This window comes from Streptomyces sp. NPDC048254 (genome assembly GCF_043201895.1).
Classification (GTDB): domain Bacteria; phylum Actinomycetota; class Actinomycetes; order Streptomycetales; family Streptomycetaceae; genus Streptomyces.
Window position 1 is genome coordinate 45,840 of the sequence record NZ_JBICZJ010000003.1, and the last position, 12,909, is coordinate 58,748.

At 70.2% G+C, this 12,909-nt stretch carries 11 protein-coding genes and 1 pseudogene; 9 read left to right on the forward strand and 3 right to left on the reverse strand.

The genetic code is table 11. From position 1 onward, the window contains the following. Nucleotides 1-66 precede the first annotated feature (66 nt). The 5 genes from ACGFZQ_RS10055 (at nucleotide 67) to ACGFZQ_RS10075 (ending at nucleotide 6,863) form a co-directional block, all read left to right on the forward strand. Nucleotides 67-1,650: a PucR family transcriptional regulator gene (locus ACGFZQ_RS10055; RefSeq protein ID WP_393839922.1), complete on the forward strand. Its 1,584-nt coding sequence runs from the start codon at nucleotides 67-69 to the stop codon at nucleotides 1,648-1,650. A 170-nt stretch (nucleotides 1,651-1,820) separates the two neighbouring features. Next, nucleotides 1,821-2,663: a nitrilase-related carbon-nitrogen hydrolase gene (locus ACGFZQ_RS10060; protein ID WP_351730141.1), complete on the forward strand. Its 843-nt coding sequence runs from the start codon at nucleotides 1,821-1,823 to the stop codon at nucleotides 2,661-2,663. Between the two features lie 106 nt (nucleotides 2,664-2,769). Continuing rightward, complete coding sequence (gene hydA / locus ACGFZQ_RS10065; RefSeq protein ID WP_393839923.1) at nucleotides 2,770-4,173, forward strand: dihydropyrimidinase; 1,404 nt, start codon at nucleotides 2,770-2,772, stop codon at nucleotides 4,171-4,173. 10 nt (nucleotides 4,174-4,183) lie between these two features. After that, nucleotides 4,184-5,203, forward strand: coding sequence for a TIGR03842 family LLM class F420-dependent oxidoreductase (locus tag ACGFZQ_RS10070; protein ID WP_393839924.1), 1,020 nt, complete (start codon nucleotides 4,184-4,186; stop codon nucleotides 5,201-5,203). A 133-nt stretch (nucleotides 5,204-5,336) separates the two neighbouring features. Further along, entirely contained in the window at nucleotides 5,337-6,863 is a 1,527-nt protein-coding gene (locus ACGFZQ_RS10075) for an NCS1 family nucleobase:cation symporter-1 (protein WP_393839925.1), read from the forward strand. Nucleotides 6,864-6,885: 22 nt separating this feature from the next. Here the strand turns inward: ACGFZQ_RS10075 and ACGFZQ_RS10080 are convergent, their stop codons facing one another. Beyond that, the gene (locus ACGFZQ_RS10080) at nucleotides 6,886-7,566 is read right to left on the reverse strand and encodes a hypothetical protein (protein ID WP_393839926.1); all 681 of its coding nucleotides are present in this window, start codon (nucleotides 7,564-7,566) and stop codon (nucleotides 6,886-6,888) included. Nucleotides 7,567-7,803: 237 nt separating this feature from the next. Next, entirely contained in the window at nucleotides 7,804-8,082 is a 279-nt protein-coding gene (locus ACGFZQ_RS10085; protein WP_351730154.1) for a GlsB/YeaQ/YmgE family stress response membrane protein, read from the reverse strand. A gap of 236 nt (nucleotides 8,083-8,318) precedes the next feature. Here ACGFZQ_RS10085 and ACGFZQ_RS10090 point away from each other — a divergent pair, with 236 nt between their 5' ends. From ACGFZQ_RS10090 to ACGFZQ_RS10105, 4 genes are all read left to right on the forward strand, one after another. After that, the gene (locus ACGFZQ_RS10090; protein WP_393839927.1) at nucleotides 8,319-8,681 is read left to right on the forward strand and encodes an ArsR/SmtB family transcription factor; all 363 of its coding nucleotides are present in this window, start codon (nucleotides 8,319-8,321) and stop codon (nucleotides 8,679-8,681) included. Nucleotides 8,682-8,918: 237 nt separating this feature from the next. Further along, the gene (locus tag ACGFZQ_RS10095) at nucleotides 8,919-10,622 is read left to right on the forward strand and encodes an LCP family protein (RefSeq protein ID WP_351730158.1); all 1,704 of its coding nucleotides are present in this window, start codon (nucleotides 8,919-8,921) and stop codon (nucleotides 10,620-10,622) included. Nucleotides 10,623-10,846: 224 nt separating this feature from the next. Then, nucleotides 10,847-11,551 (forward strand): hypothetical protein, encoded by a 705-nt coding sequence (locus ACGFZQ_RS10100; RefSeq protein WP_393839928.1) that lies wholly within the window; start codon nucleotides 10,847-10,849, stop codon nucleotides 11,549-11,551. Further along, complete coding sequence (locus tag ACGFZQ_RS10105) at nucleotides 11,500-12,237, forward strand: YcnI family protein (protein ID WP_393839929.1); 738 nt, start codon at nucleotides 11,500-11,502, stop codon at nucleotides 12,235-12,237. The genes ACGFZQ_RS10100 and ACGFZQ_RS10105 overlap by 52 nt, the downstream gene beginning before the upstream one ends. Before the next feature lie 186 nt (nucleotides 12,238-12,423). Here ACGFZQ_RS10105 and ACGFZQ_RS10110 read toward each other — a convergent pair. Continuing rightward, nucleotides 12,424-12,846, reverse strand: a pseudogene (locus ACGFZQ_RS10110) (NAD-dependent epimerase/dehydratase family protein); the annotation flags it as partial. Nucleotides 12,847-12,909 lie beyond the last annotated feature (63 nt).

Consider the following 12,909-nt stretch of genomic DNA (forward strand, 5'->3'; position numbering starts at 1 on the left):
GCGCGATCAACCCCCACTGGCCCGCAGGCCTCACACGCACCGCACCCGACCAAGGGACCACGCAAGATGACCGCCACTTGGGATCCCCCGAACACCACAGACAGCCCCATACTGTCGGTCCGTCAGATCCTCTCCCTGGAACGGGTCCTCGCCGGCGACCCCGAGGTGGTCGCCGGCGCCACCCACCTCGACCGCCCCGTCCGCTGGGTGCACGTCGCCGAGGCCCCCGACGTCGGCGTCATGCTCACCGGCGGCGAGATGGTCCTCACCACCGGCGTCCTGCTCGCAGGCGACGCGCACAAACAGGCCGAGTACATCCAGTCCCTGCACCGCGCCGAGGCCGCCGCGGTCGTCCTCGGCCTCGGCCGCGCCTTCCCGTCCCCACCCGACGCCATGCGCCGCGCAGCGGACCGCTGCGGCCTCCCCCTGGTGGTCCTGCACCGCCCCTTCCCCTTCGCCGAACTGACGGAGGAGGTCCAATCCCGGCTGGTACGGCGCAAGTTCGCCGCCGTCAGCCTCTCCGAGTCGGTCCGTACCGCCCTCACCGGCCTCATCACCGCCGGCGCCCCCCTGCAACGCCTCCTCGACGAGGTCGCCGTGCACAGCGCCTGCCCGGTCGTCGTCACCAACCTCGCCCACCGGGCGCTGGCCACCGCGGGGGAGCGGTCGGCCGTGGACGACGTGCTGCGCGACTGGGAGCGCATCGCCCGGCAGGCCGGCGGCGGCGAGGGCGACGGCTGGATCCGCGCCGAACTCGGCGGCCGCGGGGAGCGCTGGGGCCAGATCATGCTCTGCGGCTACCGCGGCGACACCGCCACCGGGCGGCTGCTCGCCGACCGCGGCGCCGAGGCCCTCGTCCTGCACCGCATGCTCGGCGGCGGCTCCGCCCACACCTGGGAGGAGCAGTCCGCGCAGAGCCTGCTGACCGACCTGGTCTCCGGGGTCGTACCGGCCCGGCAACTGCTGCCCAGGGCGCGGGCAGCCGGACTGCCGGTCAACCGGCGGACCTTCGTCCCCCTCGTCGTACGGGACGCCGAACCGGCCCAGCTGGAGAGAACCCTCCGCCTGCTGGGGCTGCCCGGACTCGTCGCCGAACTCACCGAACGTGTCACCGCCGTCCTGCTCAGCCTCGCCCGCGACCAGGACGCCGACGCCCTCGCCACGCACTTCGCCGTCCGGCTGCACGGCGAGGCGGCGGAGCCGCAGGCGGTGGTCGCCGCCGCGGGCCCCCGTACCGCCTGGGACGACGTACCCGCCGGCCTGCGCGAGGCCCAGCACGTGGCCGACGCCGTCGCCGACTCCTCGGACGCCCTCGACCTGCCACCCGTCGTACGGCTCAAGGACGTGCACCTGCGGGGCCTGATCCGGCTGCTCCGCGACGACCCGCACGTCCAGTCCTTCGCCGAGCGCGAGCTGGACGGGCTGCTGTGCGGAAAGGGCGTCGACCAGGACCTCCTCGGCGTCCTGCGGACGTATCTCGCCACCGGCCGCAACAAGTCCCGCACCGCCCAGCTGCACCACGTCTCGCGGCCCGCGCTGTACCGCCGCCTGGAGGCGATACAGGGCCGGCTCGGCGTCGACCTCGACGACTTCGAACAGGCGGCCTCCGTGCACATCGCACTCCTCGCACATGACGCGCAACAGGGGTGAAACATGCGACGAACTGGGAAAACGACGGTGAAACATGAGCCGACGACCGCGTGACACGGTGACACGCGGAGCGCCCGCAGACGTGACACGGTGGCACTCAAAGCCCGCTTTCGGACTTCCTAGGCTCCTCGCACATCGAGCGACACATGCCCGAGCGACCGGAGGTCCCGATGAGCCGAGTGATTCGTGCCGCCCTGTTCCAGACCGCCTGGACCGGCGACAAGGAGTCGATGATCCAGGTCCACGAGCAGGCGGCCCGCGACGCGGCCGCGCAGGGCGCCCAGGTCCTGTGCTTCCAGGAACTGTTCTACGGACCCTACTTCTGCCAGGTCCAGGACAAGGCGTTCTACGAGTACGCCGAGCAGGTACCGGACGGCCCGGTCGTCCAGCGTTTCCAGGCCCTCGCGCGGGAGCTGGGCATCGTCCTGATCCTGCCGGTGTACGAGGAGGAGCAGCCCGGCGTCCTCTACAACACCGCGGCCGTGATCGACGCGGACGGCTCGTACCTCGGCAAGTACCGCAAGCACCACATCCCCCAGGTCCCCGGCTTCTGGGAGAAGTTCTACTTCCGTCCGGGGAACGCGGGCTGGCCGGTCTTCGAGACGGCCGTCGGGAAAATCGGCGTCTACATCTGCTACGACCGGCACTTCCCGGAGGGCTGGCGGGCGTTGGGCCTCGGCGGTGCCGAGATCGTCTTCAACCCGTCGGCCACCTCGCGCGGACTCTCCCGCTACCTCTGGCAGTTGGAGCAGCCGGCGGCGGCCGTCGCCAACGAGTACTTCGTCGGCGCGATCAACCGGGTCGGCGTGGAGGACCTGGGCGACAACGACTTCTACGGGACCTCGTACTTCGTGGACCCGGAGGGCCAGTTCGCCGGCGAGGTGGCCTCCGACAAGGAGACCGAACTCGTCGTCCGCGACCTGGACCTGGCCAAGCTCCGCGAGGTCCGCGACCGCTGGCAGTTCTTCCGCGACCGCCGCCCGGACGCGTACGGCCCCCTGACGGCTCCCTGATCGCGCCCCCGAAGGGGCGCGGGGCAGTGCTGAATATGCGGCTGCCGTCGCGTGGGCGCGACCAGCCACCGTCGGACCCGCACATGACCACGAAGGAGAGGACCCCATGACCGGCCGGACAGTAATCCGCGGCGGACTCGTCATCACGGCGTCCGACGAGATCCACGCCGACGTCCTGATCGAGGACGGCCGCATCGCCGCCCTCGCCGCCTCCGGAACCCCCGCCGCCGAGGCCTTCACCGCCGAGAGGACCATCGACGCCACCGGCAAGTACGTCATCCCGGGCGGCGTCGACGCCCACACCCACATGGAACTGCCGTTCGGCGGCACCTTCGCCTCCGACACCTTCGAGACCGGTACCCGCGCCGCCGCCTGGGGCGGTACGACCACCATCGTCGACTTCGCCGTGCAGAGCGTAGGCCACAGCCTGCGCGAGGGGCTCGACGCCTGGCACGCCAAGGCCGAGGGCAACTGCGCCATCGACTACGGCTTCCACATGATCGTCTCCGATGTGAACCAGGAGACGCTCAAGGAGATGGACCTGCTGGTCGAGGAGGGGGTGACCTCCTTCAAGCAGTTCATGGCCTACCCGGGCGTCTTCTACTCCGACGACGGCCAGATCCTGCGCGCCATGCAGCGCTCCGCCGAGAACGGCGGCCTGATCATGATGCACGCCGAGAACGGCATCGCCATCGACGTGCTGGTGGAGCAGGCGCTGGCCCGCGGCGAGACCGACCCCCGCTACCACGGCGAGGTGCGCAAGGCCCTGCTCGAAGCCGAGGCCACGCACCGGGCCATCAAGCTCGCGCAGGTGGCCGGCGCGCCCCTGTACGTCGTGCACGTCTCGGCGATGGAGGCGGTGGCCGAGCTGGCGCGGGCGCGCGACGAGGGGCTGCCCGTCTTCGGCGAGACCTGCCCGCAGTACCTGTTCCTGTCGACCGACAACCTCGCCGAGCCCGACTTCGCGGGCTCGAAGTACGTGTGCAGCACGCCTCTTCGCCCCAAGGAGCACCAGGCCAAGCTCTGGCAGGGCCTCCGCACCAACGACCTCCAGGTGGTCTCCACCGACCACTGCCCCTTCTGCTTCGTGGGCCAGAAGGAGCTGGGGCGAGGCGACTTCTCCAAGATCCCCAACGGCCTGCCCGGCGTCGAGAACCGTATGGACCTGCTCCACCAGGCCGTCGTCGACGGGCACATCTCGCGCCGCCGCTGGATCGAGATCGCCTGCGCCGCCCCGGCCCGGATGTTCGGGATGTATCCGAAGAAGGGCACCATCACCCCGGGAGCCGACGCCGACGTCGTCATCTACGACCCGCACGCCGAGCAGGTCGTCTCCGCCGAGACCCACCACATGAACGTCGACTACTCGGCGTACGAGGGCAAGCGGCTCACCGGCCGGGTCGAGACGGTCCTCTCGCGCGGCGAACTCGTCATCACCGAGCGGGAGTACACCGGACACGCCGGGCACGGTGTCTACACCCCGCGCTCCACCTGTCAGTACCTCAACTAGGAGTGCCCCCATGGACTTCGGACTCGTCCTGCAGACCGACCCGCCGGCCTCCCGTGTCGTCAGCCTGATGAAGCGGGCCGAACGCAACGGCTTCTCCTACGGCTGGACCTTCGACTCCGCCGTGCTCTGGCAGGAACCGTTCGTGATCTACAGTCAGATCCTCGCCAACACCACGAAGCTCACGGTCGGGCCGATGGTCACCAACCCGGGCACCCGCACCTGGGAGGTCACCGCCTCCACCTTCGCCACCCTCAACGACATGTTCGGCAACCGCACGGTCTGCGGCATCGGCCGCGGCGACTCCGCGATGCGGGTGGCCGGGCGCAAGCCCAACACCCTCGCCCGGATCAGCGAGGCCATGAAGGTCATCCGGGCCCTGGGCCGGGGCGAGGAGGCCGACCTGGGCGGCACGGTGATCCGGTTCCCGTGGATCAAGCCCGGTGCCGAACTCCCCGTCTGGATGGCCGCGTACGGCCCGAAGGCGCTCAAGATGACGGGTGAGGAGGCCGACGGCTTCATCCTCCAGCTCTCCGACCTCTACCTCACCGAGTACATGGTGAAGGCGGTGAAGGACGCGGCGGTGGCCGCCGGACGTGACCCGTCCGAGGTCAGGATCTGCGTCGCCGCCCCGGCGTACGTCACCGAGGACGACTCGCCCGAGGCCCTGGCGCACGCCCGCGACCAGTGCCGCTGGTTCGGCGGCATGGTCGGCAACCACGTCGCCGACCTCGTGGCCAAGTACGGCGAGCACTCCGCCGCCGTACCCGACGAACTCACCGACTACATCAAGTCCCGCCAGGCTTACGACTACGCGCACCACGGGCGCAGCGGCAACCCCGACACCGAGTTCGTACCCGACGAGATCGTCGACCGGTTCTGCGTCATCGGACCGGCCGAGAAGCACATCGAGAAGCTGAACGCGCTGCGCGAGCTGGGCGTCGACCAGTTCGCCGTCTACGACATGCACGACGCGCAGGAAGCCACCATCGACGCGTACGGGAGCAAGGTCATCCCGGCCGTCAACGGCTGATCCCCGCACACCCGTTGATCTCCCCCTTCCCGCCGTCCCGGGAAGGGGGTCCCCCACACCCCGTCTCACCACCCCCCTCGACGCCACCCGCACGGCCTTTCTCCCGTCCCCTCTCCTCCCGATTGGCCTGCCCATGACCGACACCGCTCCCACGGCCATACCGCCGTCCGGCCAAGTCACCACCTCCGACGGGCGCGTCGAGCTCGCCCCGGGCTCCCAGCCGCCGACCGGTCCCTACGCCAACGAGGACCTGCTCCCGGTCCCCGTCGAGAAGCGCACCTGGACCACGTACAACTTCTCCGCACTCTGGGTCGGCATGGCCCACAACACGGCCTCCTGGACCCTGGCCTCCGGGCTGATCGCGGTCGGCATGGACTGGAAGCAGGCCGTGTTCACCATCGCCCTGGCCAACCTGATCGTCCTCGTCCCGATGCTGCTCACCGGGCACGCCGGACCGAAGTACGGCATCCCCTTCCCGGTCTTCGCCCGCGCCAGCTTCGGCGTGCGCGGCGCCAACCTCCCCGCCGTCGTCCGGGCGTTGGTGGCCTGCGGCTGGTTCGGCATCCAGACCTGGATCGGCGGCGAGGCCATCTACTTCCTCGCCGGCAAACTGATCGGCGACAGCTGGGCGAACGCCTCGCACATCGGCGGCTACGCCTGGACCATGTGGCTGTCGTTCGCGCTCTTCTGGGTGCTCCAGGTCGCCATCATCTACCGGGGCATGGAGACCATCCGCCGCTTCGAGAACTGGGCCGCGCCCTTCGTGATCGTCGGCGCGGTCGTGATGCTGGTGTGGATGAGCAACAAGGCCGGCGGTCTCGGCCCGCTCTTCGACCAGCCCTCCAAGCTCGGCTGGGGCGGCGACTTCTGGAAGCTGTTCTGGCCCTCGCTGATGGGCATGATCGGCTTCTGGTCCACCCTGAGCCTGAACATCCCCGACTTCACCCGGTACGGCAGGAGCCAGAAGGCGCAGACCTGGGGCCAGGCCCTCGGCCTGCCGACCACGATGACCCTGTTCGCGTTCCTGTCGGTCCTGGTGACCTCCGGTTCCCAGGCCGTGTACGGCGAGCCGATCTGGGACCCGGTCCAGCTGGCCGCCAAGACGGACAACGTGGTCGGGCTGCTCTACGCCCTGGTCACCGTCCTCGTCGCGACCCTGTCCGTGAACATCGCGGCCAACCTGGTGTCACCGTCGTTCGACTTCTCCAACATCGCGCCCCGGAAAATCACTTTCCGCACCGGCGCCCTGATCACCTGCGTGCTCGGTGTGGTGATCTTCCCGTGGAAGCTGTACTCCGACCCGCAGGGCTACATCTTCACCTGGCTCGGCCTGGTCGGCGGTCTGCTCGGCACGGTCGCCGGCATCCTCATCGCCGACTACTGGCTGCTGCGCCGCACCCGCCTCGACCTGACCGACCTGTACCGCACGGGCGGCCGCTACTGGTACGACGGCGGCTGGAACTGGCGGGCGGTCGTGGCCTTCCTCGTCGGCGGTGTCCTCGCCGTCGGCGGCGCCAGCTTCAAACCGCTGTTCGACGGCCGCCCGATCCCCGCGCTGTCATCGCTCGCCGACTACGGCTGGGCGGTCGGCCTGGGCACGTCCCTGGTGCTGTACGTGGGGCTGACCCTGCTGACCGGACGCACCACCGAAGAGGTGTGAGCGCGAAGGGCGGCCAGGACGGCTACTGGCTGCCCTTCAGCGCGGTCACCGCGCTCTTCGCCGCCTTGATGGCGCCCTTGTTGATCTCGTCCGTGTCCGGCGCCTTCTTGCTCTCGAAGTCGCTGCCGTTGTAGGTGACGACCACCAGCGCGTTGGAGACCTGGGCCATCACCACGCCCTCACGGGTCTGCTGCTTGTCCTCGGTGGTGAGGTTGACCACCGAGTAGCCGTTGTCGCCGAGCCCCGGCACGGCGCCGCCGCCGCTCTTCTCCGCGACCCGCTGCTTGTACTCCTTCGCCGCCGCCGCGTCCGTGTCCATGATCTCGAAGGAGACGTCGAGCCAGCGGTAGTCGTACCCCTTGAGCGCGTTCCAGGAGCAGGTGCGGCGCAGCTTGGTGTCCGTGGAGGGGATCTCCTTGCCGGCCGTCTTCGCGCCCGGCACCAGCGACTTGATGGTGGCCACGGGAATGCTGCCGCAGGGCGCGGGCGCCGCGGCATACGTCTTGGTGGCCGCCGTCGACGTCGTGGACGACGACGGGCCGTCGCTCGCCGACTGGCCGGCCGTCTGCTGGGTCGAGGTGTCGCCGGAGGCGCTGGTGGACGTCTTGTCCGGACCCGACGCCATCGCCCAGCCCGCACAGGCGAGCACGGCGACCGGCGTCAGGCGCGCGGTGAGGGCGAGTGGCAGTGGTAGAGAACGCAAGTCGCACTTCTCGTGGGGGACGGTGTGCCGAGGTGTCCACACTGCGGACGGGACGCCAGTGTCACACGAGTCACTGTGGGGTGGAAGTGGAATCGGCGTCTTGCCTAGGCGGCAGGCACTTACGTCCTGTTGACAAGGCTCGCGGGCCCGTCCCCGTACATCCGGAATGTCGTGTGACCGCGGTCCCCGTACTTCCGGAATGTCGTGACTGCATCCGGCTCCGGAAGGTGACCGGAGTCACCGCCGTGCGCGGTCGCGCGAGTTGCCGAACAGCAGCCGGTAGCCGATGAGGAGGACCAGGGAGCCGGCGATCGCGGCGCCCCAGGTGTAGAGGTCGAAGAACTGCTTCTCCACCGGGCGGTCGAGGAAGCGGGCCGAGAGCCAGCCGCCGAGGAAGGCGCCCGCGATGCCGATGAGGGTGGTGCCGATCAGGCCGCCCGGATCACGGCCGGGCAGCAGGACCTTGGCGATGGCTCCGGCGAGGAGGCCGAGGATGATCCAGCTGACGATGCCCACGTTCGTTGTCCTCCCGGTACGGGGTGGTGCCTTGCTCAGTTGCCTTGTTGCGCAAGCTTATGAACGGTGGTGCCCTTCGGCGGCGCCTGACGCCGAGCCGTCGATGATCTGTCACCCGCTCATGACAATGCGGAGAACACGTGCAGGACATTCCGGGGAGGCCGTAGGGGGGCCGGTGACCGCCCGCCTACACTGAGTGCACTTCTGTGCGACGACTGTGAGGGAGGGGGCGGGCTGTGGGGGAGGACATCGGTGGCTTCACGGACCCCTCCGGCGGGGTGCTGACGGAGGCGGCCGCGGTGTTCGGGCTGCTCGCCTCGCCGGCCCGGCTGCACCTCATGTGGGCGCTGTCCCAGGGCGAGAGCGATGTGACCTGCCTCGCCGACCGCGTCGGCGGCGCCCTGCCCGCGGTCAGCCAGCACCTGGCCAAGCTCAAGCTCGCCGGTCTGGTGCGGTCCCGCCGGGAGGGACGCCGGCAGATCTACTATGTGGACGATCCGGACATCGTGACCGTGGTGCGGGTGACCGTCGGCCAGCTCACCGCCCGCTCGCACCAAGTTCCGGCGCCGGTGCGCCGGTTGCGCGAGGCCGGGGTCTGAGGGCGCCGGGGCGGACCTGACGGCACGGGCAGTCCTGGGGTTCCATGGGGGTGCCCGGGCGTTTCCATGAGATCACTCACCTGTGAAATCGAGCGGGGTCCGTGCTGCTCGGGCTGTGGGTTTGTTAGATTGCGCAATCACGCAACCCAAGTGGGCCCATCTCACGCCTGCCCGTACACCGCCGCGTACGGGACGACCGTACTGTCCCCGGGCCCGACCCGTTCATGGGAGTGGAAGATGACCGACCCGTGGGACGGCCCGGGGGGCCAGGCCACGCGGAGCCGCACCGACCGGGTGCCCGGACAGCGTGGTGCCCTGCCTGACGGTACGCGCTCGACCGGTGGCCGGGCCGCGGCCCGCCAGGCGGCCAGATCCCGCGGCGGCAGAGGGGCCCGACGGGCCAAGTCGGCGGGTCGCGGCAGGCGGGCGCTGAAGATCGTCGGCCTGGTCACCGCCGTTCTGGTCCTGGTCACGGCAGGCGCGGGCTGGTGGTTCTACCAGCACCTGAACGGCAACATCAACAGCGTCTCCCTCGACGGCAAGGGCGGCACCGAGAAGGCCGACGCGTTCGGCCGGACCCCGATCAACATCCTGGTGATCGGCTCGGACGGCCGTACCAGCTCCGAGGACTGCAAGCTCGGCGGCGGCTGCAAGGAGACCGGGGTACAGACCGGCAACGGCAACGCGGACGTGGAGATGGTCGTCCACATATCCGCGGACCGCTCCAACGCCACGGTCATGAGCATCCCCCGCGACACCATGGTCAACGTGCCGGCCTGCAAGGACAGCGCGAGCGGTCAGTCCACGGCCGGCTACTACGGCCAGGTCAACAGCGCCCTCGAGTACGGGCCCGCCTGCCAGGTCGACACCATCCACCAGCTCACCGGCATCACCATCGACCACTTCGTCAAGCTGGACTTCTCGGGCGTGGTCAAGATGTCCGACGCGGTCGGCGGTGTCTCCGTCTGCGTCAACTCCAACGTGTACGACACCTACTCGCACCTCAAGTTGTCCAAGGGCACCCACACCCTCAAGGGCGAGGCCGCGCTGGAGTTCGTCCGCTCCCGGCACGGCTTCGGCGACGGCAGCGACCTCGGCCGTACCGTCTCCCAGCACATCTTCCTCAGCGCGATGATCCGCAAGTTCAAGAGCGCGGGCACCCTCACCGACCCCACCGCGGTCTACAAGCTCGCCGACGCCGCCACCAAGGCGCTCACCGTGGACGACGGCCTCGGCACCGTCAAGAAGCTGATATCGCTCGCCGCCGACGTGAACAAGGTCCCCACCAAGCGGATGACCTTCACCACCATGCAGACCGCCCCGGACCCGAGCAACAGCAACCGCGTGGTGGTGGGCGACGGCGCCAAGGACCTGTTCGCCACCATGGCCAACGACCAGTCGCTGACCACCGGTTCCGGCAAGAAGTCGTCGGCCGCCGCGGCCACCGCGAAGCCGAAGGCCACCACCTCGACCGTGCCCGCCGCCCAGATCGCCGTGACCGTCGAGAACGGCACCGGCATCACGGGCCGCGCCTCCGCGATCGCGACCTCGCTGATCTCGCAGGGCTTCAGCAGCGGTACCACCACAGCCAACGCGCCCAGCTCCGCGACCACGACCACCGTGACCTACGGGAGCGGCGACAAGGCCGAGGCGCAGACCGTCGCCAAGGCCCTGGACGTGCCCAGCTCGCACATCAAGCAGGGCACCGGCACCGGCGTGACCCTCGTCATCGGCAGCGACTGGACGACCGGCACCAGCTACCCGGCCAGCTCCGGCGACACCAAGGCCGCCGTCTCCAACGCCAACGCCTCGACCGCCGACGACTCCAAGACCTGCGCCAAGGTCAGCCCCTACAAGACCGTCAGCCTCAACGGGGTCGCGATGACACCGGCCCAGGCGTACGCGGCGGCGAGCGGCAAGCCCGACTCGGACGAGGGATAGGGCAAGCGGGACAGGACAAGATAGGGCAAGGGGGAGATGCGGGTCACCACCCGTCCCGCTCTCCACAGCACCCTTGCTCCCCTTTCGGGGAAGAGCCCGGGAACTGAACGGCGCCCGCATCCGACTCGTATGGAGGAGGCAGGTCGACCAGGTAGGACGCGGGCGGTGATGACATGCGGGCGCAGGGCGAGAGGTCCTCGGACCGCGTGCCGGCATCGGCGAGCATGACCGTGTCCCTCCCGGTCCGGAGCCTGCGCGCGGCGGTGTTCGCCGTGCTGTGCGTGCTGCTGGCCGTCGGGGCACATGTGCTGGCCATGGGCGGGGCGCCGCCGGTGTGGACGCAGGTCGCCGGCGGTGTGCCGGTCTTCGTGACCGGCTGTCTGCTGAGCGGCCGGGAGCGGTCGCTGGCCGGCATCGGAGGCGGGACGCTGGCCGCGCAGGGCGGGCTGCACCTCGCGTTCGACGCGGTACGGCCGCACACCGGGACGGCCATGCACGGCATGCACGGCATGCGTATGGCGCCGTACGCCCATACCTACGTCCATGCCCACGCCCACGCGCTCACCCCGCACTCGACCGCCGCTCACCTCGGCGCGGCCCTGCTGCTGACCTGGTGGCTGTGGCGCGGGGAGGCCGCTCTGTGGTCGCTGCTGCGGCGGGCGGTCGTCCTCGTGCCGGGGCTCGTCGCCTGGTGGCAGGTGGAGCGCGGGCTGTGGGGCGGGCAGCCGGTGCCGGTTCCGGCGATGGTCCGGGCCGCCCCCGACAGGACGCGGCCGACGCGGCTGCGGTACGCCGTGCACCGGCGCGGGCCGCCGACGGGGATGTCGTACGCCGTCCGACCCCGACATCCCTTCCTCAGCACGGAGATCACTCACTCATGTCCACGACACGCACCACCCTGCGCCGTGCCGGCGCCGTCACCGCCCTGACCGCCGCCGGGCTCCTCGTCGCCGCCGGTGTCGCCTCCGCGCATGTCACCGTTCATCCCGAGAGTTATGCCAAGGGGGCCACGGACGGTGTGCTGACGTTCCGTGTGCCCAATGAGGAGGACACGGCTTCCACCACGAAGGTGCAGGTGTTCCTGCCCACCGATCATCCGGTTCTGGGTGTTCTGGTGTCCCCGCGGGACGGCTGGACGGCGAAGGTGACCACGACCAAGCTCAAGACGCCTGTGAAGACGGATGACGGGACCATCACCGAGGCTGCTTCCGAGATCACCTGGACGGGTGGGAAGATCGGGGCGGGGCAGTTCGAGGACTTCGACGTGGCCTTCGGTCAGCTGCCCGAGGACACCGGTCAGCTGACGTTCAAGACCCTGCAGACGTATTCCGACGGCAAGGTCGTGCGCTGGATCGAGGAGGCCGGGAGCGGAGGCGAGGAGCCGGAGAACCCGGCGCCGACGATCAAGCTGACGGCGGGGGACGAGGCCACGGCCTCGACCGCACCGGCCGCGGCCCCGAAGAGCGCCGACACCTCCGCCTCGACCGCGGCCGGCAGTGACTCGACGGCCCGGAGCCTCGGCAGCGCCGGGTTGATCGTGGGCGTGCTGGGACTGGCCGCGGGGGGATACGCCGTCGTGCGCGGCCGGCCGGGCGCCGGGCGCCGGGGGGAGTGAATGGCCGCCCTGTCGGCGGCGTTTCCTGCCGGCAGGGCAACGCCCGCCTCATCGACGCGGCCCGGCACCCATGGGCTGCCCGTCACCCGCTCGCCCCGGAACCCGGGCGCCGTCCGCTCCGGCTGTTGACCGAACTGCCGTAGGGCGCGTGCCCTACGCCGGCACCCAGACGGTGGACCGTCGGCCAGCGGTTGGCGCCGTCACCGAGGTAGGCGGAGAGGCGGGCGCATCCTGCTCGGTCACCGCGCGCCCCGTCGGGAAGCCGATGAAACCGGTGGCGAGGACAAGGGGGCGGTCGGTGCCGGCGAGCGAGTCGCCGAAGGTGTCGACGACGCGGCGATCGGCGTCGGCGGCGCCCTGGTAGTCGCCGGTGAACGCGCGCTCGCCGTTGAAGGCGAGGTGGATCACCCCGTCCGACGCGGCGGCCGTGTCCCGCAGCACCTCAAGGTCGTCGAGGGTGCCGCGGACGACCTCCACGCCGGCGGCGGTGAGCGCGGCGGCGGAGGCGTCGGAGCGGGCGAGCCCGACGACCTGGTGCCCCGCGCCGATGAGCTCGGGAACGACAGCGGAGCCGATGAAGCCGGACGCGCCGGTCACAAAGATGCGCATGAGAAACCCCAACCATTGACTTCAGTGACTGCAATCGACATAAACATCTGATTGCAGTCACTG